Below are 21,519 nucleotides of genomic sequence, written 5' to 3'. Positions count from 1 at the left end.
GATTCGGAGCCGCAGACGGTTGGCCCACCTCTCCCATGCTCTCGTTTCACAGCGGCGCCTGTCGAGGGTGGGGATGCACCGTTTGCCAAGGCACTGACGCGAGAGGAGGGGCAGGCCGAGTTCCCCTGTCAGGGTAGCTCGGGATTTACGATCTTCTTGGCGATATCGAAGATCTTGTCGAGACGCTCGTTACGGAAGGTCAGATAGGTGGGCCGATCGAACACAAGCTTGCTCGGGTCTTGAGCAAACCTGTCGACGAGCAGGTGGTGAGAGATATCAACGCCGGACTGCATGAGCCTCGCGAAGTAGCTGGCCGGGAGTTCGGCGCGCTTGCGGAGGTTGTCGGAGGCACCGATGAAGCGGTAGTTGCCGAGATGGTTGATGTCGCTTGTGGCGAAACTGAGCTTCGACCTCAGCATGCTCTGAGGGTAGATGTGGTCAATCTGTGGCTCGTTGTTCTCGGAGGAGACATTGAACGGGCTGGTACCGAAGCGGGAGACGTATACCATGTTTAGGAAGATGTACCGGAGCCGCATGTCCTCAAGGTGTGAGCGCTTGACCTCGACGTCGGAGGACGGCGCGAAGTAGCTCTTGATTGCGACGAGCGGAAACTCCTTAAGCGGCTTGCCGACAATGCCGTGAAGGGCATCAATCGTCCCGTCTGTGCCCGAGGAGTACCAATTGAAAAGCTGTGACTTGTAGTAGTAGGCCACCATCCAGGCACGGCTCACGGGATCAGGCTTTGGATTGTTGTAGAGGTAGTCGAAGAGCGGGACGAAGCTGTTGTGGCTACGAATGACTTTGGTCGAGTAGATCTTGAGATCGTTGACGATGAAGTCTCGCAACTGATCAAAGGTGTCCTCGGCGCGTTGCCAGTGGGTCTTGATGTCGGCAAGGAGCGCATCGCCTGCCTGGGAGTTGAACTTGTCGGGGGTCAGTGTGGCACCGCGTCCATGGGCCGTTACCAGACACTTGAGCGCGAAATCCTTCTCGAAAGCGAGCCGGTCGTTGTTGAGAGCCGTAACCGCTTCCTCGATGTTTTTCTCGATCGGCTCCCAGACGCTCTTGATGGCGGCAAACATCAGGTCCGCCGCGTCCAGTTTGGTACCACCGGAGTTCACGCGAACGAAGATTTCGAGGATCTTCGTATAAGGGTAGTCGTTGGCCACGCCATCAAGTTCCTCGACCCAGAAGTAGCCGTCGTTCCTCAGGAGCGTGTGAATCTGAGACAGGTTTCGATGAACCTGACTCTGTCGTTTCCTTCGAGCCTCGGGGGACTCCGCGATCAACTGGGTGTCAAGCGCATCATTGAGGGCAGAGCTGATGTCGAATGCCGCTTTCCTGTCATCGCGCTCGCGAAGGTCACGCAAGCGATAGAAGGGCAGGGGTTTGGGCGTCGCTGAGAATTCCAGGTGATACAAGAGCCCTCTGGCATCGACGCTGGTTCCACTGGTCACATCGACATAGGCCTCTTCAATGGGCAGCTTGTCATCAACGTAAACGCCGCCAGAGAACAGCGTGTAGAGCGTCTGGATTCGTTGCTGACCATCGAGCACAAAGGTCTTCTCGATCCCTGGCTTGCTCGCATCATTGTCGTAAAGCAGGTGGAGATCTGCCTCCCACTTGAGTTCCGGCATGAACCTGCGTGCCTTGATCTCGTCCTTGGTCCGCCAGAACAGCATCGTCTGGATGGGATAGCTGCGCATCAAGCTGTCGAAGAGACGCTGCATCTGCTCCTTCGACCAGACAAAGGGACGCTGGATGTGAGGGAGGAACAAGCTGCGGTTGTTGATCGCTTCGATGATCTTGTAGAGCGAGCGTGACTGGTAGCTCAAAGCTTCTCTCCTGCGTGGATCGGCTAGCGGGTGGCCATATCAGGCGTTCTGGCTTGGCACCACCCGGGAATCGCCCGGCGGCCAAGTCGGAGGCCATCCGTATGCTGGAGGGGACGAGGTTGGAAGCCCAAAATGGAGACGGGCTGGAGACCCAGAAGGCCTCCAGCCCGTAACCGAATGATTCCGACTGCTTAGGTGGTCACGGAGACAGGATTTGAACCTTTCTCCCCGTGGCGCCTACTTCACTTCATCGCTGGCGGTAGTGGCCGCCGTCGGGCTGAGCAGGATAGGGGGACGGTCCTTGCCCTCCACCGTGCGCTGCAACTCGATCTCCTGCAGCAGCACCGCCGGCGCCACCGTGGACACCGGCACGTTTCCGCTCTCCGCTCCGCAGTAGCCGTTGAAGATGCCCTGCTTGCGGCCCGTCGACATGATCCGGTTGATCGACGACAGCGGCGTCCCCACGATCTCCACCCCGCGCACCAGCGACTCCTGCCCCGTCTTCACGTCCACCCGGTACACCATCCGCGGCACGCCCTTGAACGCCTGGTAACCGTAGCTCGACGTGTTCGTGTTGCCACCCGTGATGTCCCGGATGATGAGCCCGTACGGCTTGCCCTGACGCTTCGCCTCGGCGATCAGCTGCTTCTTCAACTCCGCGTCATCCACCTGCTTCGACGACTCGACGATCAGGTTCGCCATGCGCGCCACCGGCTTGCGCGTGCCCTGGCTGCGCCCGTGCCCGTTCGACTGCAGGAAACCCTCCACCGGCCGCCTCGACAGCAGATAGCCCTTCAGCACTCCCTTCTCCACCAGCACCGTCCGCTGCCCCTTCACGCCCTCCTCGTCGTACACGTAGAAGCCATTGAGCGGCTCGTCCCGCAGCGTGCGCACCGTCGGGTCATCCACCAGCGTGATGAACGGCGGCAGCACCAGCTTGCCCACCTGGCCCCGGAACGTCTTCCCCTCCCCTTCCCCCATCCTGCCGATCTCCCTCCAGCCGGTGCCCCATCGTCTCGTGGAACAGCACCCCCGCAGCCTCCGCCGCGAGGATCGCCGGGCCCGTGTACGGATCGATCGCCGGTGCCTTGCGCAGCGCCAGCAGCTCCTCGATCACCTTGTTGGCGGCCTCGGCCAGCTTCTTGTCGTCCGGCAGTCCCGCCTCGGTGGGCGAGTAGTAGTTGCGCGAGTTGTCCAGCAGCTGCCCGTCCTCGGCGCGCGTCACCGCCATCACGTGCAGCCCGTACATCGTCTCTTCCGACACGATTCGGCTGCCCTCCGTCGACACGAACAGGCGCCTCGTCTTTTCCGCCGTCACCCGCACTTCCGAGTCGAAAATCTCCGGGTGCGCCTTGAAGCGCGCCGACACTTCGCGCGCCACCCGGACCCACCGGTCGTGGTCGAACGGGTAGGCCACCGCAGGCTGCACGTACGTGACCGGCTTCTCCTTGGAGAAGGACGCCGTCTTGCTCGGCTCCTCCACCGCGTAGACGTTGTCCGCCTTCTTCTTGAGGAACTGCGAGAGCGCGGCCTTGTACTTCTCGTCCGTCACCAGCCACAGCGCGGTGCGCAGCGCCAGCGGCGAGTCATCGACGGGAGCGTCCTTGTTGGCGATGTAGCTGGAGCCCTTGCCGCCGCCGAAGAAGTCGTACTCCTCGGGGCCCGAGTTGTCGAAGTCGTACGAGCCCACCCGCACGTCCACGTACAGCTTGCGATCGTGGTACGTGTCATCCAGGAAGATCGCCCCGTACCGGGCGACGATGCCGGCCTGCTCGCCCTCCTTGAGCTGGTAGCTCATGAAGTACGGCGGCTCGTGGTTCTGCAGCTTGAGCTGCTTCTGGTTGCGTTGAAGCTCCTCCGCCATCGCGTCCAGCAGTGCCACACGCGCGTCCGGAGGGGGCGCGGCGGCGGTGAGCAGAACGGAGGCGGCGAGCAGGGGAAGGACTGTCCAGTTTCGGGTTCGCACCCCCCGACTCTAGCCGAGCCCGCCCCAGCCGGCATGTTCCACCTCGCATGAACGCCGGGTGAAAACCCCCTCGCGTCGCTTGCCTGGACGGTCCAGGGGCACGGGGATAGACAGCACCGCGAGCGGGGATTCCTCAGGAGACGTTCATGGACGACAAAGTGGTGGTGATCACCGGGGCGAGCTCGGGCATCGGGGCCGCCCTGGCGGAGCAGGTGGGGAAGAAGGGCTGGAAGGTGGTGCTCGCCGCGCGGCGCGAGCCCGAGCTGCGCCAGGTGGCGGCGCGCGTGGGCCCCGAGGCGCTCCCGGTCGTCGCGGATGTGTCGCGGCGTGAGGACGTGCAGCGCATCCTGGACGCGGCGCTCGCCCGCTTCGGGCGCGTGGATGTCTGGGTGAACAACGCCGGGCGCGGCATCAGCAAGCTCGTCTCCCAGCTCACCGACGAGGACTTCGACGAGATGATGCGCGTCAACGTCAAGTCCGCCCTCTACGGCATCCAGGCGGTGCTGCCGCACTTCCAGGCGCGCGGGACGGGGCACCTCATCAACGTCTCGTCCATGCTGGGCCGGGTGCCGTACGTCCCGGTGCGCTCGGCCTACAACGCGGCCAAGCACGCACTCAACGCGCTGACGGCCAACCTGCGCCAGGAATTGCGCGAGCAGTACCCGGACATCCATGTCACCACCTTCCTGCCCGGTGTGGTGGCCACGGAGTTCGGAGTGAACGCGCTCGGCGGTGGCGTGGACTCGCGGAAGATTCCCGGCGCGCAATCCGTCGAGGAGACCGCGGGCGTCCTCGTGGACGTCATCGAGCGGCCCCGCCCGGACGTGTACTCGCGGCCCGAGTACCGGCAGCAGGTCCTCGCGTACTACGCGTCCGAGGACCTGGCCCTCCCCGAGGGCGGCCCGCCCGGCACCCGGCGTCCGTGAAAAAGCGGAGGCCCCGCCCCGGCGCCCCCCCTCAAGGCGTCGAAGCGGGGCCTCCGGCGTTCGGGCGGAAACGGCAACCGGGCCGGTCCGCCTTCACGCCTGGCTGTCTCTCAGGCCTTGGTGACCTTCTCGCGGCCCGGGCCCACGTTCTTGCAGGCGTTGCGCGTGTCCACCACGCACCGCGACTGCTTCACCACCATGTTGTAGTCGATGCTCGAGTGGTCCGTGAGGATGACGACGGCGTCGTAGTTGCCGATCGTCTCCGGGTGCAACGGCACCGACTGCATCGTGAAGTGGAAGCCGTGGCCCTCCTCGAGGCGGGGCACGTACGGGTCGTGGTAGTCGACCTCGGCGCCCTTCTCCTTGAGCAGCGTGATGACCCGGAGGCTCGGGCTCTCACGCATGTCGTCGATGTCCTTCTTGTACGCCGCGCCGAGGCACAGCACCTTCGCCCCGTTGAGCGTCTTCTTGTTCTTGTTGAGCGCCTCCATGGTGCGAGTCACCACGTAGTACGGCATCTGCGTGTTCACCTCGCCGGCCAGCTCGATGAACTTGGTGTGGAACTCGTACTCACGCGCCTTCCACGTCAGGTAGAAGGGATCGATCGGGATGCAGTGACCGCCGAGGCCCGGGCCCGGGTAGAAGGCCTGGAAGCCGAAGGGCTTGGTCGCCGCGGCGTTGATGACCTCCCACACGTCGATGTTCATCCGGTCGCAGAGCATCTTCATCTCGTTGACCATGGCGATGTTGACGCAGCGGTAGATGTTCTCCAGCAGCTTGGCCAGCTCGGCCACGCGGGTGGAGGACACGGCCACCGTCTCCTTGAGCGCGCTCGAGTAGAGCGCCTGCGCCACCTCGAGGCACGCCGGGGTGTGGCCACCGACGATCTTCGGGATCGTCTTGGTGTTGAAGCTCTTGTTGCCCGGATCCTCGCGCTCGGGGCTGAAGGCCAGGTGGAAGTCCACGCCCGCCTTCAGACCGCTCTTCTCCAGCAGGGGCTTGAGGACCTCATCCGTGGTCCCCGGGTACGTGGTGGACTCGAGGATGAAGAGCTGACCGGGACGGACGTGGGGCGACAGCGCCTCGCCCGTCTTCACGATGTAGCTCATGTCGGGCTCACGCGACGCCGTCAGCGGCGTGGGCACGCAGATGATGATGCAATCCATCTCGCGAGCCTTCGCGAAGTCCGTGGTCGCCTTGAGTTTGCCCTTGCTCGTCAGTTCCGCCAGCGGTGCGCTGGGAATGTGCTTGATGTAGCTCACCCCCTTGCTGATGTTGTCCACCTTCCGCGTATCCACGTCGAGCCCCATCACGGGGAAGCCGGCCTCCGCGAACGCCATACCGAGCGGCAGACCCACGTAGCCCATCCCCACCACGCCCACCCTCGCCTCCCGCCGGCGGATCTTCTCCAGCAGCGGGCTCACCATGACGCGCATCTGACTCACCTCTCCTGAAGGCGTGCGGGTCCCCCCCGTCACACCCCGTCACGAGTCTTCACTTGAAGACGACCACCCACCTCAGACACACCGGAGGCGACACCCGCCCCCGGAACACCACCACCTGCGACGGCACCACGAGGCCGTACCCCGGCGAGTACCGGGCTGGCTCCAACCGTGGCTCCAGGCCCACCGCGAAGAGCACCAGTGCTTCCGGTGCCTCCGCCGGCCCCAATTCCACACCCAATGTCTCGAATCCCTTCGGCGCCTCCGGGACACGCAGCGCCCGCGCCAGCTCCTCGGACGTTGGCGCCCTCATTCGCGCCTCGCGGTCCGGAAGGTGGATCCTCCCCTTCACATCGTGAAGCCCCACCCCCACCAGCGCGTCCGTCACCCCGAGCGCACGCTCGCGCTTGTCGAGCACGAAGGTGCGCTCCACGCCCACCGGAGAAGACAGCGCGCGGTAGCCATCGTGCCGCGCGGTGAGGCGCTCCAGCTCCGCGCCGGGCTGGAACACCTGCACGCGGGCCCGAGCGGCCTCGGGCAGCGCGAACAGCCGGTGTGGATCCAACGGAGCCTGCTCCACGCCGTCCAGCTCGAGCGTGTTGTGCGCGGCGGTGGAGCGGAACGCGTTGCGCACCAGCGGATCCCGCGTGTACGTGCCCGTGCCCGGATCCACGATGACGGGCCGCCCGTGCAGGTGCAGCTCGAAGGAGAGCTTGTCGTTGTGGCTGTGCCCGCCCACGCCGTGCTGTCCCTGCGCGCCAGCGCTCACCGTCACCACCGCGCCCGCCCCGCGCAGGACGTGGAAGCCTCCCGCGGGGAAGCTCACCGAGCTCGCGGGCCTTGCCTTGGGCAGCGCCCGGAAGCATTCGAGACCCGACAGTCCCAGCAGCCAGGCGGCCTCGTCCGGGAACGTCCCCTCCGCCAGGTTCGCGTCACCGAAGAGCGCGGCCCCCAGGGGTGCGAGGTAGCCCTGCTCGCGCGGATCCCTCTCCTGGAAGGGGAAGACGCGGCCCGAGTCGTTGTCGCCCACCTGCGGCGCCAGTCCCCGCTCGGAGCACCAGGCGTGCGAGGCCTCGTACATGCGGTGCAGCCGCGCCGTGTACCGCGAGCCCAGGTCCACGCCCCGTCCATGCGCCACCAGCAGCGCCAGGGTGAAGAGCTCCACCGACAGCCGGTGGTAGGGAATGGAGCCCTCGAAGGACGTGCCCTCGGGGTGCACCTGCGCCTCCATCTGCGTGCGCAGCCCCGCCACCGCGCGCGCCACCTGCCTCGGCGCGTCCGGCAGCTCCGGGAAGAGCACGCCCGCCACCAGCAGGCCCACGTGGTTGGACACGAGGTGGTTGTTGGGCACCGCGCCCTGATCCTCCAGGTGCGCCTCCACCCAGGCGGTGTGCTCGGAGAGCGACTCCAGCACCGGCACGAGGAACTCCGGCCTGCGCGCCTCGGGCGCGTCCGAGAACATCACCAGCGCCTGCGCCAGGTTGGCCGCACGCAGCGCCACCTCCATGGCGCACGTCCAGTGGACGCCCTGCCCCACCGGGTTGGCCTGGAGGAAATCCAGGGTCCGCGTCACGAAGGCCCGCGCGAAGCCCCGGCGCGCCTCCTCGTCGCGCGCCACCCAGTAGCCCTGACCGAGCGCCACCAGACAATCCAACCGGCCGAGCACCCAGGGGAACTTCGGATCCACCCCCGGCTGGGCCAGCCGCAGCTGCTCCACCGGGACGACCGGGTAGCGGTAGCCGCTCACCGGCTCCCTGCTCCAGTCCACTGGCCGGCCCTCGCCGAAGCACACCCGGGTGCCGAAGACGTCGAACTCGCCCCTGAGCGCGGCCCGGGCCCGCTCCAGGGCCCGCTCGCTGGCGCCGGGCAGGGCCGCGAGCGCCTCCAGGACGGAGGCCCGTTGCCCCACCTCGCACCAGGCATTGCCCGGGCGCGAGGTCAGCGCCCGCTCGGCCAGTTCCTCCGAGGTGGCGGCCCCGAAGGCCTCCAGCAGTCCCGGCTCATCGAGCCGCTCGCGCCTCCGATAGAGGGCCTGCCGCGCCACTCCCTGAACCCGCCGTGCCATCCCCCGGGCGAGTCCTGCCGGCGCGAGCCTTGCGATCGTCGAGTAGTATCCCAGCGTCCCCATTCCACCCCGTCCCATCCCGGACGTGAGCGATAGCAAGTGCTCGGCCAGCGTAAACGCAGGGAAAGGCGGGGTTTGGGGACGAGGAATCCCCGCAGTCCAGTAAAAAGGTTGGGTGGCGGGGGGAATGAGTGGGAAAGGGTTTTCCCTCCGTCACGCTTTTGTTTCCCACACTGGGATGCATTGCGCCGTTCGCCGACCGTGGCCATTCCTCCTGTGTGCAGGCGGGTGCTTGGATCGGGTGGCGCGTGGGGCGGAGTGTCAGCGCCTCGGAGGTGGAGCGAACAGTCTCGGCCGTGGCCGAGCGGGCGCTGCACCACGGGGCGAGGGCAGGACTGTCCGCGCTCGTGGAGTCGGTGGTGCGTCTGACGGAGACGCCTGGAGCCGCGCTGTACGCGGATGGCCGGTGCGTGGCGCTCGCGGGTGTGGCGCCTCCGGTGCCGGCCCGGGCCCATCCCCTTCAGATGATGAAGCATGGGCGCACGGCGCTGGTGCTGGGCACGCCCTGTGTGGATACAGAGGATCGGCGGCACCTCGCCCGTCTGACGGAGCTGGGCGGCGCGTTGCTGGCGTGCCGCGAGCGGGAGGATGCGGCGAAGGCCGAGCACAAGCGGCTGCGCCTGGAGCGGCTGCGGCTGATGGAGCGGCTGGCGCACCGGGAGCGGGCCTGGTCCCGCGCGGCCCATGACCTGCGCACGCCGCTGCTGGTGATCCAGGGTTATATCGACATGATGACCAAGGGCATGGCCGGCGCGCTCACCCCGTCCATGCAGCGCTACCTCGAGCGCATGGGCCGGGCGGCGGGAGAGATGAATGTCCGTCTCCAGCAACGGCCCTCGGGCGAGGACGTCCCCGCGGAGGATTAGCGGGCGTTGTTGAGCGCCACCTTCGGGCCGGGTCGGCCCGGCGCCGCGAGCTTGGAGCTACCCCTGGGACCCGTGCTGCTGAAGATGCCGCGAACGGGCTCCGCGCTGTTGATGCGAACCCTGGAGCGGCTGTTGTCGGGGGCCGGGGCCTCGGAAGTGGTGCTCCGGGTGGACGCACCGGACGGAGTGGATGCGTGGCGGTTGCTCGTCCAGGCCCGGACGCAGCTCCCGTTGCCGGGCAGAGCGCTCGAGTCCCTGGAGCGGCTCGGGCGGAGATGGCAGGCCCGGGTCTCCGTGCAGGAGGGTCCCGGGCTCGAGCTGGCCGTGCTGCTCCCGCGCCTCCCGGGTTAGCGGATGCGCTATAGCTCGCTCCGATGACCCTCGCTCCGACGTTGTACGACTTCCAGATCGCCTTGAGCCATGTCGATCGCGCCATCGACCAGCCCCAGCTGAGCTTCAAGGTCGCACGCCACCCGTCCGAGACCATGCAGCGCGTCTGGCTGCGGGTGCTCGCGTACTGCTGGCTCTGGGAGGAGCGGTTGGCCTTCGGCAAGGGACTGGGCGAGCCCGAGGAGCCAGACCTCGAATGCCGCGACTACACCGGCCTGGTCACGAGCTGGGTGCGCGTGGGCAAGGCGGACCCGGTGAAGATCCAGCGCGCGGTGGACCAGAACCCGCACGCGAAGGTGTCGGTGCTGTTCGAGTCCCCCCAGCGGCTCGAGGCGTTCCTCACCGAGGCACGTGAGGCGAAGGCCCTGCGCGTGGCCAAGGCCGAGCTCGCCGCGATCGACTCCGACCTGCTGCGCTCGCTCTCCGGCTTCGACTCCCGGCGGATCAAGCTGTCGCTGACCCTCGTTGGCGACCACGCCTATGTCGAGTGCGAGGGGCAGAGCTTCGATGGTCCGCTGACCCGCGCGTCCCTGTGAAGCTCGAGCGCCACGTCGGAGGACTGTCGATCGCCCGCAAGGCCAACTACCTGCGCGCGAAGGGCTGGCGCGAGGAAGAGCGCGGCTGGTCGAGCGATATTTTCGGCCTGCTGCCGATGGCCAAGGCCGTCCACCACCAGCTCACCGATGACCTCAGCCAGGCACTCCGCAAACGGGGATGGCTCGTGGTCGGGTTCTCCGAGCGCGGATATGTGAAGATGCGCGATGGCGAGCAAGGCAAACCGTGCTCGCTGCCCAAGGCGCTCCGCACCCAGGCCCGCCGCGAGAAGCGGCCCGTGGCCGAGCTGACCTACGAGCTGTTCCTCGCGGCGCTGCTCGAGGCGGAAGGCGCATAGGCCCACGCTCACGATGTTCGAAGGTGAGCGCATGAGCCCCGGCAGCTACTCGTTCTCGAAGCAGTAGGACAGACTCCGAAGCTGGCCCGGCCCACAGCGGGGGCCGGGAGCAGACACGATGAAGCACAAGGAAGCGACGACGGTGACCGTGCCCGGACCCGCGGGGCGGCTGATGGCGACAGTCGAAGGCGACGGCGGCATCCCCGTCCTCTTCGTGCACGACTTCGCCGCCGACCGGACGCACTGGGCCGAGACGCAGCACGGCCTCGCGACCCGCAGCGTCTCGTTCGACCAGCGCGGAATGGGCGAGAGCAGCGGCGGCCACGGCCCCTTCGGCGTGGAGGCCTCGGTGGAGGATGTCGCCGCCATCGCCGACGCGCTGCTGCCCGAGAAGTTCGTCCTGGTGGGCCACGGTTTCGGGGCCGCGGTGGCCGGCGCCTTCGCCTCGTACTACCCCGAGCGGCTCGCGGGGCTCCTCTATGTCGATCCCGTGGGAGACCTGCGCCGCCAGGAGAAGGCCCAGGTGGACGCCTGGCTCGAGAACTTCAGCGCGGCGAAGTACGGCGGCTTCCACGAACACTGGTTCACGCCCCTGCTCCTCGAGGCGAAGGAGAAGACACGCGCGCTGGTCATGAAGACACTGCGGACTTCGCGGCGGGAGGCCATCGCCGGAAACATGGAGTCGCTCTTCCTCTACAACCCGGACGAGGCCTTCGAGCGATTCACCGGACCCACCCACGCGCTGGCGGCCACCACCGGCCCGGAGACCTTGGTGGGCCAGCGGCCCGGGCTGTCCCACTCCACGTTGCCGCACACGAGTCACTGGCTGATGCTGGACGCACCACAGTGGTTCCACACGGAACTGGTCCACTTCCTCGGCCGCTGCAGGCACGAGCACTGAATGTCCCACGCTTGTCGGAGTCGGTGCGGAGGTTGGGATGTACACGCGGCCCAGGAAGTGACCTCAGGGCTCTCCCTCGGGAGCCTGCACCACGCGCGTGGTGCGCAACGCCGCCCGGCGCCGCCCCCAGCGCACGGCGAGCACGCTCACGGTCACCATCACCGCCGCGAGGAGCAGCCACCGCAGGCCGCCCTGCACGTCCGCGAGCACCTGGGGACCGAACCGGAAGCCCAGCCACGTCATGCCCAGGGCGGGAACCCACGCCGCCAGGGCATCGGCCAGGAAGAAGCGGCGGTAGGGCAGCCCGGAGGCCCCCGCCAGCAGGAACGCCGGAGCGCGCAGTCCCGGCAGGAAGCGCGCGAGGAACACCGACACCGCGCCCCTGCGCGCGAACATCCCCTGGAGGAACTCGATGCGCGCGGGTGTCAGCATCCTCGACAGCTTGGGATGCGAGAACACCCGGGGCCCCAGTGAGCGGCCAATCCGGTACAGCGCACTATCCCCGGCGATGACCCCCACATAGGCGGCGAACACCATCACCGGGAGGTTCGCGCCACTGCGCGCGACCACCAGTCCACCCGTGATGATGATCAACTCCTCGCTCAGCGGCGCGCCCACTCCGCACAGAACGAGGAGCAGGAACACCGCCGGATACGAGAATCCCGCGATCCATAGTGCGACCTGCTCCTCCACGCCGCCTCCTGGTCCCGGCAAGGTGCACATGCCGGGACGGGAGGAGAAGGGACCCCGCCCTCCAGGGAGGGCCCCGTCTCCTCGCCTGCTTCAGGCGCCCGAGGGGAGCAACTGGCGGACCAGATCCAACAGTTTGCCGCGCTCCACCTCGCGCTTGACGAGGTAGCCATCCGCCCCCGCCTCCAGGCCGGCGGCCCGCTCCTGCGGACTGTCCAGCGAGGTACAGAGGATGACGGGCAGGTGCGACAGCTTGGGGTGGGCGCGGATGCGGCGGGTCAGCCCGATGCCATCCAGGCGCGGCATCTGCCAGTCACTCACCACGAGCTGACACGGCGTGCGCTCGAGGATGCCCAGCGCCTCCTCGCCGTCCCCGGCCGTCACCACCGAGTAGCCGGCGATCTCCAGCAGCGACTTGATGGCGAAGCGGGTGGTGAGCGCGTCGTCGCACACGAGGATGTGCGAGCGGCGCACCTCGGTGGCGGCACGCAGCACCACCGGAGCGGCGGCGACACGCAGCAACTCGGGCGCGTTGAGCACCGGCACCACGCTGCCGTCGTCCAGCACGGCGGCCCCGGCCAGGTGCGACACCGTCTGCAGGTGCCGCCCCAGCGAGCGGACGACGATCTCCTGCTGTCCCACCACCGCGTCCATGGCGAACACCGCGCGCACGCCGCCGAGCGCCAGCACCATGGCCGTCTGCGGCTTGCCCGACTCGATGGCCAGCGGCAGCCGGGGCATGCCGATGGACGTGGAGAGCGGGTGGAAGGGCAGTTGCTCGTCGTCCACGCGCGCCACCACATGTCCGGCCACCGTGCCCACGTCCCCGGGCGACAGGCGCAGCACGCGCTCCACCGCGTCCGAGGGAATGGCCACCACCGCCGTGCCCGTGCGCACCAGCAGCCCCAGCGCGCCCGCCAGAATCAGCGGCAGGTCGATGGTGAAGCGCGTGCCCTGGCCCTTCTCGTAGGAGAGGTCCACCGCGCCCTGCAGCCGCGTGGCGGTGGTCTGCACCACGTCCAGGCCCACGCCGCGCCCGGACGTCTCCGTCACCTGGTCCCTCGTGGAGAAACCCGGCTCGAAGACGAGCCGCGCGGCCTGCATCTCGGTGAGCTTGGCGGCCTCCGCCTCGGTGAGCAGCCCGCGGCGCACGGCCGTGGCCTTCACGTTCTCCGGCGACAGGCCCCCGCCGTCATCCTCCACCACCACCGCCAGGCGCGTGCCCCGGGGCTCCACGCGCACCGTGAGCAACCCGCGCGGCGGCTTGCCCGCGGCCGTCCGCTGGGCCGTCGTCTCGATGCCATGGTCCAGCGCGTTGCGCACCAGGTGCTGCAGCGGATCCTTCAGCACGTCCACGATGCGCCGGTCGATGCGCACGTCTCCACCGGCGAGCGCCAGCTCCACGTCCTTGCCCAGCCGCGCCGCCAGCTCGCGCACCGTGCGCTTGAGCGGCTCCAGCATCTGCGAGGCCGGCACCATCCGGAGGTCGCGCAGGTCGTCGCGCACCACCTGGGCCACCAGCGAGAGCTGCTCGCCCTCGCGGTGCACGTCCTTGGACAACTGCACCAGCCGCTTCTGCACGCCGCGCACCTGCCCCACGCCGGCACGCAGCGACTCCAGCGCGCCGCCGCCTCCGGAGAGCGCCAACTGCTGGGCCGCGCGCTCCAGCTGCAACAGGGCCTGGTGCGTCTGCTCCAACAGCTCGCGGTGGGCCTCCGCGCGGCGCAACTGCTGCGCCCGGCCCGCCGCGAGCTGCTCCACCTGGAGCGCCAGCGAGTCGAGCGTCCGCACGGACACGCGCACCGCCCGGTCCATGTCCTGCTGGCGGCGGCCGGCCGCCGAGCGTGCCGTCACCTCGGGCTCGACCGGGGCCGCCGCGGGCTCGGCCGGCGTCTCCTCGGCGAGCGACTCCAGGGAGGTGCGCAGCTGCACCAGCGAGCCCGCGATGTCCGAGGCCGCCACGCTGGCCCCGACGCCCGCCTCCTCCATGCGCGCGAAGCCCGCGCGGACGGAGCTCGCCAGCGACTCCACGGCGGAGATGCCCGCCGTGTTGGCCGCGGCCTTCAGCAGCTCGGCCAGACCCACCGCTTCCCAGACGGCGCCCGGGCGGTCCTCCAGGCCCGGTGAGCACAGCCGGGTCAGCGACGTCTCCAGCTTCTCCAGCGTCTGCAGGCCGTCGCGCCGGAACTGCGCCGGCACCTTGTTGGCCTTCACCTCGGGAGCCTGCTCGAAGCCGCCACGCCCGAGCGCGGCCAGCAGCGGACCCAGGCCCTCGATGGCCGGCATCTCGCCCGCGTCACCGCGGTTGAGCGCGGCCTCCATGGCCGAGAGGATCCGCAGTGTCGTCTCCACCAGTCCGGGAGGCGGCACATGACCGGGAGCGCAGCGCGCCAGCCCGTCCTCGAGGGCGTGCATCAACTGCTCGATGTCCGCCAGGCCCAGACTGGCCGCGGACCCCTTGAGGCTGTGCACCTCCCGCTTGAGCGCGATGAGCTGCTCGGCCGATTGCTCGGCCGAGCCCTGCTCCAGCCCCATCACGGCGGTGCCGATGGTCTGGAGCTGCTCGCGCGTCTCCGCGGCGAAGATGGGCCAGAGGCTCCGCAGAACCCGAGGATCCATTCGTCCCTCGTCCTATCCCCGCCCCACCACCGCGGGATCGCTGAGCTGGGCGAGATCCAGCACCATCAGCCGCTCCCGGGTGAGGAACGTGAAAGGTCCAGGCGGAGGTTGGGACAGGTCCGCGCGAGGCAGCTCCTGCCGTCCGTCCACCTCTTCGGCCGCCAGTCCGAAGAACTCCTCGGACACCTCGACCACCACCACGCGCGTCAGGTCGGACATGCCGCCCCCTTCCAGGCCGAGCACCTGCCGCAGGTCCAACACCGGCACCACGCGTGAGCGCGACACCAGCGCGCCCAGCACGTGGCGCGGGGCTCCCGGCAGCGGGCACAGGCCCTTGGATTCCAGCACGTGGTCCACCGCGTCGATGGGCACGGCGTAGCGCTCACCGCCCACGCGGAAGGCGAGCACCGACATCGTCTCGCGCCGCTCCTCGTGGCGCGACTCGGCCAGCGCGCGCGCACGCTCGGCGAGCACCTCGCGGCGGCGCTCCGGGCTGAGCACCTGGGCGCCCTCGAGCACCGCCTGGGCCTCGTCCAGCTTGCGGCGCAGTGCCGTGTAGTCGATCTTCTCGCGCGACTGGTCGGCGGCCATGACCCCTCGTCAGTACTTGCTGGCGGGAAGCTTCAGGATGCTGCGCACCTTCTCGCGCAGGTCCTCCACCGCCACGGGCTTGTTGAGGAAGGCGCTCGCACCCACCAGCCGCCCGCGCTGCCGGCTCGCGTCATCCTTGAGCGACGTCAGCATCACGAAGGGCGTGGAGAAGAGGATGGGATCGGCGCGGACCGCCGCGCACAGGGCGAACCCGTCCATCTCCGGCATCTGCACGTCCGAGATGATCAGCTCCGGCTTGATCTCCCGGGCACGCGCCAGCCCCTGAACTCCGTTGCTCGCTTCGAAGAACTCCAGTCCCCACCCCATCAGGTACACCTGGATGAGGTTGGTGATGGTCTTCGTGTCTTCGACGATCAGAACCTTCATACGTCCCTTGCCTCCACGAACACGCCCCCGGTCACAGCTGGTACTTCCCGACGAGGTCGGAGAAGCGCTTGGAAAGATTGGAGAGATTACCGGCGACCTGCTCGATGCGCTTGGTGCCCTCCACGTTGTCCTGCATGGCGATGGTCAACTCGTTCATCGCCGCGGCGATCTGCTCCACGCCGATGGTCTGCTGCCGGGTGTTGCCGGCGATCTGCCGGGCGGCACCCGAGGAATCCCGGATGACGTCGGACAGGCCCTTGATGGCGGCGCCGGCGCTCTGGGCCAGCTCCATGGCGGCCAGGGCGCGGCGGCTGCCCTCCTCGGTGGCGGACACGGCGGCGCGGGTGCCCTTCTGCACCTCGCCCAGCAGGGCGCGCACCTGGTTGGCGGCCATCTTCGACTGCTCGGCCAGGGTGCGCATCTCCATGGCCACCACGGCGAAGCCGCGGCCCTGGTCTCCGGCCTTGGCCGCCTCGATGGAGGCGTTGAGCGCCAGCAGGTTGGACTGCTCGGCCACGTCCTTCACCGTGGTGATGATGTCGCCAATCTGAAGCGTCTGCTCGTTGAGGTCGGTGATGGCCAGGGCGATGGCCTTCACCTGCTCGCTGAGCTTCTCCATGGCGGCCACGCTCTCGTCGACGACCTTCTGGCCATCGGCGCCCAGGGAGTCCGAGCGGCTGGTGCCGCTGATGACGCTGTCCGCGAAGGAGGTGGCCTGCTTGGACGTCTGGGCGATCTCCGCCACCGTGGCGCCCGTCTCGTGGATGGCGGAGGCCTGCTCGTTGGCCATGGCGGACTGCTGCGAGGAGGTGGCGAGCACGTTGGTGGCCTCGCGCTCCATGTCCGCCGCCGCGCCGCGCAGGTCCTTGAGCAGGTTGGTGAGCATCTCCGCCATGGTGGCGATGCTGCGCGCCAGGTCTCCCACCTCGTCGCTGCCGTTGGCGTCTATCTGCTGCCGCAGGTCTCCCGAGGCCATGCCGGCCGCCGCGCGCGCCAGGCGCTCCAGCGGGACGATGAGCACGCGGCACAGGGCGGCCACGCCCAGCAGGCACACGGCGAGCGCCAGCATGCCCAGGCCCAGGGCGCGCAGGGCCATGCCCTGGACGGCCTCCTCCAGCACGTCCAGTTCCAGGCCCACCTGCACCGAGCCCACGAGCTCCCGCGGCTGCGAGCCGCCCTCGGTCCGGGGGCCGCGCGGCTCGAAGTAGATGGGGGCGGACGTCTCCAACACGGGCCGCTTGCCCACGGACAGCTCGCGCCGGGCCGGAGCCTCCTCGGGCAGGGACGGCAGCATGGCCGGGTTCACCAGGCGCTGCACCTCGGCGTGGCCGAGGAGCTCCCCCTGGCGGTCGCGCACCACCACGTACGCCATGTTGGGGTTGGTGCGCAGGGTGATGGCCGTGGCCCGCCGCAGGCTCTCCTCGTCCCGGGACCAGGTGGCGATCCCCAGGTGGTGGGCCAGCTCCTGGCTGGCCGCCGCGGCGCGCCGGGCGAACTCCACCTTGAGCGACTCGCGCATCTGGAACGAGAAGACGGCCACGAGCACGGCCGTCACCAGCGCACCCGACACGCCCGTGATGGCCAAAATCTTGGTCCTCAGGCTGAGCCGGCGCATGTCCAGCCTCTGGATCTCGGGCGGTTTCATGCCAGTGACTTCCACGGCGCCTCCAAGCTCATCGCGCACCCGACTTTCCCTGCCTCACGCCCGGAACGAGCGCGCGCCGCAACCCTCCCGCCGTCATCGCCTCCACTCCGCGCAGCACGTGTTCGTCATCCAGTCCTTCCAGCGCCCGCAACGCGTTGCGGCGGGCCCGTTCGGCCTCCTCGGGTTGGCCCAACCGCCCATACAACGCCACGAGCATCGCATGAGCGATGGCCAGTTGAGGCTCCAGATAGAGCGCCTTGCGCACCGCGGCCACGGCCCCCTGCACGTCCTCCCGCCCTTCGGCCACCATGGCCAGCAGCAGGTAGGCCTCGGGGGACAGCTCGCGGGCGGCCAGGCGGGCGAACTCCTCGGCCACGTCGAACTGGCCGGCACGTGCCGCGGCCAGGGCCTGCTCCAGCGAGCCCGCGACCGGAGTGCCGGGGGACGCCTGGGGGAGGGGCGGAGGAGTCATGGCCGGGCCCCCTCGGATGGCTTGTGCCACGGGGGCCGGTTCCTGGGAGGCCGGAGTGGCCCGGGAAGGCGTCTGCACGCGCCGCAGCGGGCTGGAGGGAGCACGGGGGGCGAGCACCCGGAGGGGCGCGGAGCGGGCCGCCCGCGGGGTGGACCGCGGCTCACCGGGGATGGGCTTGCACAACACGGGCATGCCCTCCACCTCGCGCTCCTCCAGTCCCATGCCCTTGGCGAAGGGCACCTCGGCGGGGGCGAGGAAGAGCCAGCCGCCGGGGGCCAGCGCCCGGACGAGCCGCTCCAGTACCGAGGGGATGACCTCCGCGGGGAAGTAGATGAGGACGTTGCGGCAGAAGACGGCCTGGGCGCCGGACACGGGCGGTGGATCCGTCACCAGGTTGTGCCGGCGGAACTCCACCCGGGCGCGAATCTCGGGAGGCACACCGACGGACTCCGGGCGGATGGTGAGGAAGCGCCGCTCCAGCTCGGGCTCCATGCGCCGCACGGACCAGGGGGAGTAGGTGGCCTGCCGGGCCCGCTCCAGGGCCCGCCCGGACACGTCCGTGCCCACCACGCGGATGGACTCGGGGGGCAGGCCCGCCGCCAGCAGCGTCATGGCGATGCTGTAGGGCTCCTCGCCGCTGGCGCACCCGGCGCTCCACACCAGGAAGGGACCGGGATGGGAGGGAGCCATGCGCGCCAGCTCGCGCAGTTGCTCCGGGTGGCGGAAGAAGTACGTCTCGCCGATCACCGCGTAGCCGATGAAGGCCTCCACCGCCGCGGTGTCGCGCGCCAGCAGCCGCTGGAGGAAGTCGGCGGTGGGGAGTCCCTGGGACTCGGCGGCGCGATGGAGGGCGGTCCCCAACGAGGGGCGCACACTGGGGGCCAGCACCATGCCGCACGCGATGCGCAGCACGGACTCGAGCCCGCTCAGTGTCGCCTCGTCGAGGCGCTCCACGCGCGCCGGTTCCTTCACGCCCCCTCCGGAACGGCCAGGATGGCCGAGGCGCGCAGCAGCGGACGGATGCCCTCGGACGTGCGGCACAGGCCCGCCATCAACCCCGTCCCGTCCCAGGCGTGGGCGGTCTCCCCGGAGGCGGCGCCATCCACCAGCACCGGGGACTCGACCAGGTCCCTCACCCGATCCACCAGGACGGCCACCATGCGGGCGCCCCCACAGATGACCAGGTGCGCGTCCAGATCCGGCTCCCGGCGCACGCCGAGCAGCGCCGCCAGGTCCACCACCACCGCGGGGGTGCCCCGGTAGAGCATGGTGCCGCGCACATGGGGGAGCGCCGCCGGCAGGGGCTCGATGGCCACCAGGCGGACCACCTCCATTACCGCCTCCACGGGCAGCAGGGCGGTGGTGCCGGCCACCTCCACCGTGAGGTAGAGGCCGGGCAGCCGCTGATCCACGCCGAGCGTGGCCAGCTCGCGCCGGAGCCGGACGATCTCCTCTTCCACCTGCGTCAGGCGCTTCTGCACCGACGCACGCCTCGCCTGGGCTTCAGCCGCTGTCATCGGAGGGGAATCGACCATCGCGAGCCCGCTGGGGTCCATGCGGGAGAGGATTGGACGGTAGTCCGACATTGCGGGACCCGTCAATGCGGGCCGTACATGCGGGCCGTTCATCCGGCTGCTCGCCGGGCACACAGTGGAGTTGGGTGGACAGGTCGCGTGTTTCCGGGAGATGTGGTTTCATGGGAAGCCGTGCGGATGGTTCCGACCCAGGCCAAGACCGGGGGAGCATAAAGAAAATGGTGACCGGCGACTCGCAGGGCGACTCGCAGGGACCGGGCGATGGTGGCTCGGATCCCCTCATCGGGCGAACGCTCAACGGCCGTTTCAGCATCCTCGAGCCGATCGGCGTCGGAGGCATGGGCCGGGTCTACCGGGCCCAGCAGACCCCCCTGGACCGGGTGGTCGCGCTCAAGGTGCTCAACCCCAACTTCCCCACCAGCAAGGATCCGGGCTTCCAGAAGCGCTTCCTGCGCGAGGCCTCGCTGTCCTCCAAGCTCCGTCACCCCAACACGGTGACGGTGATCGACTACGGGCAGACGGACGACGGCATCTACTACATCGCCATGGAGTACCTGGAGGGGCGCACGCTCGGCCAGCTCCTCGCGGAGTCGGGCTACCTGACCTGGTCGCGGGCGCTGAGCATCGCCCAGCAGATCTGCCGCTCGCTGCGCGAGGCCCACAACCTGGGCGTGGTGCACCGGGATCTCAAGCCGGCCAACATCATGATCCTCAACGAGTCCGATCAGGATCTCGTGAAGGTGCTGGACTTCGGGCTGGTGAAGTCGATCTCCCCCACCGAGGACGCGCCCAACCCGGAGATCACCCAGAGCGGGACGTTCCTGGGCTCGCCGGCGTACATGGCGCCGGAGCAGGCGCGCAACGAGGCGGACATCCGCAGTGACGTGTACTCGCTGGGGGTGATGCTCTACCAGATGCTGGTGGGGCGGCCGCCGTTCGTCTCGAAGGATCACATCGAGCTCATCTTCGCGCACCACAAGGAGTTGCCTCCCGCGTTCAGCTCGGTGAGGCCGGACGCGCAGGTGCCGATGGAGATCGAGTCGCTGGTGCGCAAATGCCTGGAGAAGGATCCGGCGCGCCGCTACCAGACGATGGAGGAGCTGCTGGAGGCGATGCGCGGGGCCAGCATGGCCGCGGGCGGCAACAGCGGCATCTTCAAGCGGCCGGGTGGGCAGAACACCACGGGTCCGCACAAGACGCCGCTCTTCGCGGGCATCACCGGGGACAACTCGGCGGAGAACAACACGCTGGCGGTGGACATCAGCGTGGTGGTGCCGCCGGACATGCAGAAGACGCGCCGGCGCACGCTGCTGCTGGGAGCGCTGGTGGGCGGAGGTATCGCCGTGGCCCTCGCGGGTGGGCTGCTGCTGTCCTCGGGGGTCTTCTCGCGCGCGGAGCCCAAGCAGGAGCCGGTGGCGGCGGCGCAGGTGCCGGCGCCCGCCGAGAAGGCCACGGAGCAGGTGGTGCGCTTCCGGCTGATGAGCCAGCCCACGGGCGCGCGCGTCGTCTACAAGGGCGAGGAGCGCGGCACGACGCCGCTGTTGCTGGAGATTCCCAAGGAGCAGGGCCAGGACACGGTCACGGCCGAGCTCACCTTCTCACTGGACGGCTACCAGACGGAGACGGTCATCACCGGCGGCTCGGGTGACGTGGTGTTCTCCCAGAAGCTGCAACGTGCGCGCGGGGGCTCCAGCCGGAGCGCGTCCTCCTCGAGGAACCAGGTGGAGCACGCCTCGGGCACCGAGGGGAGGAACGCCACGGCGACGGCGCTGGGCTCCATGTCGGCGCCGGTGATGTTGGAGTCGGAGCCGCCTCCGGCGCCGCTGCCCGGTTCGGCGCCGAAGCAGGCGGAGCAGAAGACGGCGGCGGCTCCGGCGGGGAACGGCCTGGCGGTGCCGGTGCTGGCGCTGTCCAAAGGCCTCTCGCCCACGGGAGACGGGCCGGTGCCCTTCCAGGAGGGCATGCCGCGTCCGGTGGAGGTGAAGGGCAAGGACATCGTCTACACGCGCGAGGCGCTGCAGGCCCGCGTGGAGGGAACGATGGTGTTGAAGTGCACCATCACCAAGAAGGGCCAGGTGGAGAACTGCCGGGTCATCAAGGGCCTGCCGCACATGAACGAGGCGGTGGTGCAGGCGCTCCAGGCGCGCACCTACAAGCCCATCCAGCTGCAGGGCAAACCGGTGGCGGTGGACTACGTCTTCAACATCCGGCTGGTGGCGCCGCGCCGCCGCTGAGCC

17 protein-coding genes and 1 pseudogene are annotated in these 21,519 nt (G+C 69.0%); 7 read left to right on the top strand and 11 right to left on the bottom strand.

The features are described 5' to 3' along the window. Window positions 1-128: 128 nt before the first annotated feature. Complete coding sequence (locus tag Q664_RS29525) at window positions 129-1,835, bottom strand: GmrSD restriction endonuclease domain-containing protein (RefSeq protein WP_043403235.1); 1,707 nt, start codon at window positions 1,833-1,835, stop codon at window positions 129-131. Window positions 1,836-2,072: 237 nt separating this feature from the next. Then, window positions 2,073-3,801, bottom strand: a pseudogene (locus tag Q664_RS29520) (TldD/PmbA family protein). A gap of 146 nt (window positions 3,802-3,947) precedes the next feature. Between Q664_RS29520 and Q664_RS29515 the strand changes: the two are divergent. Continuing rightward, complete coding sequence (locus Q664_RS29515) at window positions 3,948-4,727, top strand: SDR family oxidoreductase (RefSeq protein WP_043403233.1); 780 nt, start codon at window positions 3,948-3,950, stop codon at window positions 4,725-4,727. A 110-nt stretch (window positions 4,728-4,837) separates the two neighbouring features. Here Q664_RS29515 and Q664_RS29510 read toward each other — a convergent pair whose 3' ends face one another. Both Q664_RS29510 and Q664_RS29505 read right to left on the bottom strand, forming a co-directional pair. After that, the gene (locus Q664_RS29510) at window positions 4,838-6,163 is read right to left on the bottom strand and encodes a nucleotide sugar dehydrogenase (RefSeq protein WP_043403231.1); all 1,326 of its coding nucleotides are present in this window, start codon (window positions 6,161-6,163) and stop codon (window positions 4,838-4,840) included. 58 nt (window positions 6,164-6,221) lie between these two features. Beyond that, window positions 6,222-8,297, bottom strand: coding sequence for an alginate lyase family protein (locus Q664_RS29505; RefSeq protein WP_075207544.1), 2,076 nt, complete (start codon window positions 8,295-8,297; stop codon window positions 6,222-6,224). A gap of 272 nt (window positions 8,298-8,569) precedes the next feature. On the opposite strand from Q664_RS29505, the gene Q664_RS29500 reads away from it, so the two are divergent. The 5 genes from Q664_RS29500 (at window position 8,570) to Q664_RS29485 (ending at window position 11,343) form a co-directional block, all read left to right on the top strand. Then, window positions 8,570-9,160 (top strand): histidine kinase dimerization/phospho-acceptor domain-containing protein, encoded by a 591-nt coding sequence (locus Q664_RS29500; protein WP_160174525.1) that lies wholly within the window; start codon window positions 8,570-8,572, stop codon window positions 9,158-9,160. A gap of 72 nt (window positions 9,161-9,232) precedes the next feature. Next, complete coding sequence (locus tag Q664_RS52830; protein WP_152622403.1) at window positions 9,233-9,511, top strand: hypothetical protein; 279 nt, start codon at window positions 9,233-9,235, stop codon at window positions 9,509-9,511. 23 nt (window positions 9,512-9,534) lie between these two features. After that, complete coding sequence (locus tag Q664_RS29495; RefSeq protein WP_043403226.1) at window positions 9,535-10,086, top strand: YaeQ family protein; 552 nt, start codon at window positions 9,535-9,537, stop codon at window positions 10,084-10,086. Continuing rightward, entirely contained in the window at window positions 10,083-10,442 is a 360-nt protein-coding gene (locus tag Q664_RS29490; protein ID WP_043403223.1) for a hypothetical protein, read from the top strand. The genes Q664_RS29495 and Q664_RS29490 overlap by 4 nt, the downstream gene beginning before the upstream one ends. Window positions 10,443-10,560: 118 nt before the next feature. Beyond that, window positions 10,561-11,343, top strand: coding sequence for an alpha/beta fold hydrolase (locus Q664_RS29485; protein ID WP_043403220.1), 783 nt, complete (start codon window positions 10,561-10,563; stop codon window positions 11,341-11,343). A 63-nt stretch (window positions 11,344-11,406) separates the two neighbouring features. On the opposite strand, the gene Q664_RS29480 is transcribed toward Q664_RS29485, so the two are convergent. The 7 genes from Q664_RS29480 to Q664_RS29450 all read right to left on the bottom strand — a co-directional run bounded on the left by Q664_RS29480 (window position 11,407) and on the right by Q664_RS29450 (window position 19,282). Further along, on the bottom strand, window positions 11,407-12,036 hold the full coding sequence (locus tag Q664_RS29480) for a DedA family protein (protein ID WP_043403218.1): 630 nt from the start codon (window positions 12,034-12,036) through the stop codon (window positions 11,407-11,409). 90 nt (window positions 12,037-12,126) lie between these two features. Next, complete coding sequence (locus Q664_RS29475; protein ID WP_043403216.1) at window positions 12,127-14,652, bottom strand: hybrid sensor histidine kinase/response regulator; 2,526 nt, start codon at window positions 14,650-14,652, stop codon at window positions 12,127-12,129. Between the two features lie 12 nt (window positions 14,653-14,664). Beyond that, window positions 14,665-15,243 carry a chemotaxis protein CheW gene (locus Q664_RS29470; RefSeq protein WP_043403213.1) on the bottom strand — a complete coding sequence of 193 codons (579 nt, stop codon included), beginning with the start codon at window positions 15,241-15,243 and terminating at the stop codon, window positions 14,665-14,667. A gap of 9 nt (window positions 15,244-15,252) precedes the next feature. Then, entirely contained in the window at window positions 15,253-15,630 is a 378-nt protein-coding gene (locus tag Q664_RS29465) for a response regulator (protein ID WP_043403209.1), read from the bottom strand. A 31-nt stretch (window positions 15,631-15,661) separates the two neighbouring features. Beyond that, entirely contained in the window at window positions 15,662-17,275 is a 1,614-nt protein-coding gene (locus tag Q664_RS29460) for a methyl-accepting chemotaxis protein (RefSeq protein WP_043403206.1), read from the bottom strand. Between the two features lie 28 nt (window positions 17,276-17,303). Continuing rightward, entirely contained in the window at window positions 17,304-18,719 is a 1,416-nt protein-coding gene (locus Q664_RS29455) for a CheR family methyltransferase (RefSeq protein ID WP_043403204.1), read from the bottom strand. Further along, the gene (locus tag Q664_RS29450) at window positions 18,716-19,282 is read right to left on the bottom strand and encodes a chemotaxis protein CheW (RefSeq protein WP_043403340.1); all 567 of its coding nucleotides are present in this window, start codon (window positions 19,280-19,282) and stop codon (window positions 18,716-18,718) included. The genes Q664_RS29455 and Q664_RS29450 overlap by 4 nt, the downstream gene beginning before the upstream one ends. A 218-nt stretch (window positions 19,283-19,500) precedes the next feature. On the opposite strand from Q664_RS29450, the gene Q664_RS29445 reads away from it, so the two are divergent. Beyond that, entirely contained in the window at window positions 19,501-21,516 is a 2,016-nt protein-coding gene (locus tag Q664_RS29445; RefSeq protein ID WP_043403201.1) for a TonB family protein, read from the top strand. Window positions 21,517-21,519: the final 3 nt, after the last annotated feature.

It is taken from the genome of Archangium violaceum Cb vi76 (assembly GCF_000733295.1).
Classification (GTDB): domain Bacteria; phylum Myxococcota; class Myxococcia; order Myxococcales; family Myxococcaceae; genus Archangium; species Archangium violaceum.
The sequence above is the reverse complement of the archived record's forward strand: the minus strand, read 5'-3'. Positions and strand labels throughout refer to the sequence as shown.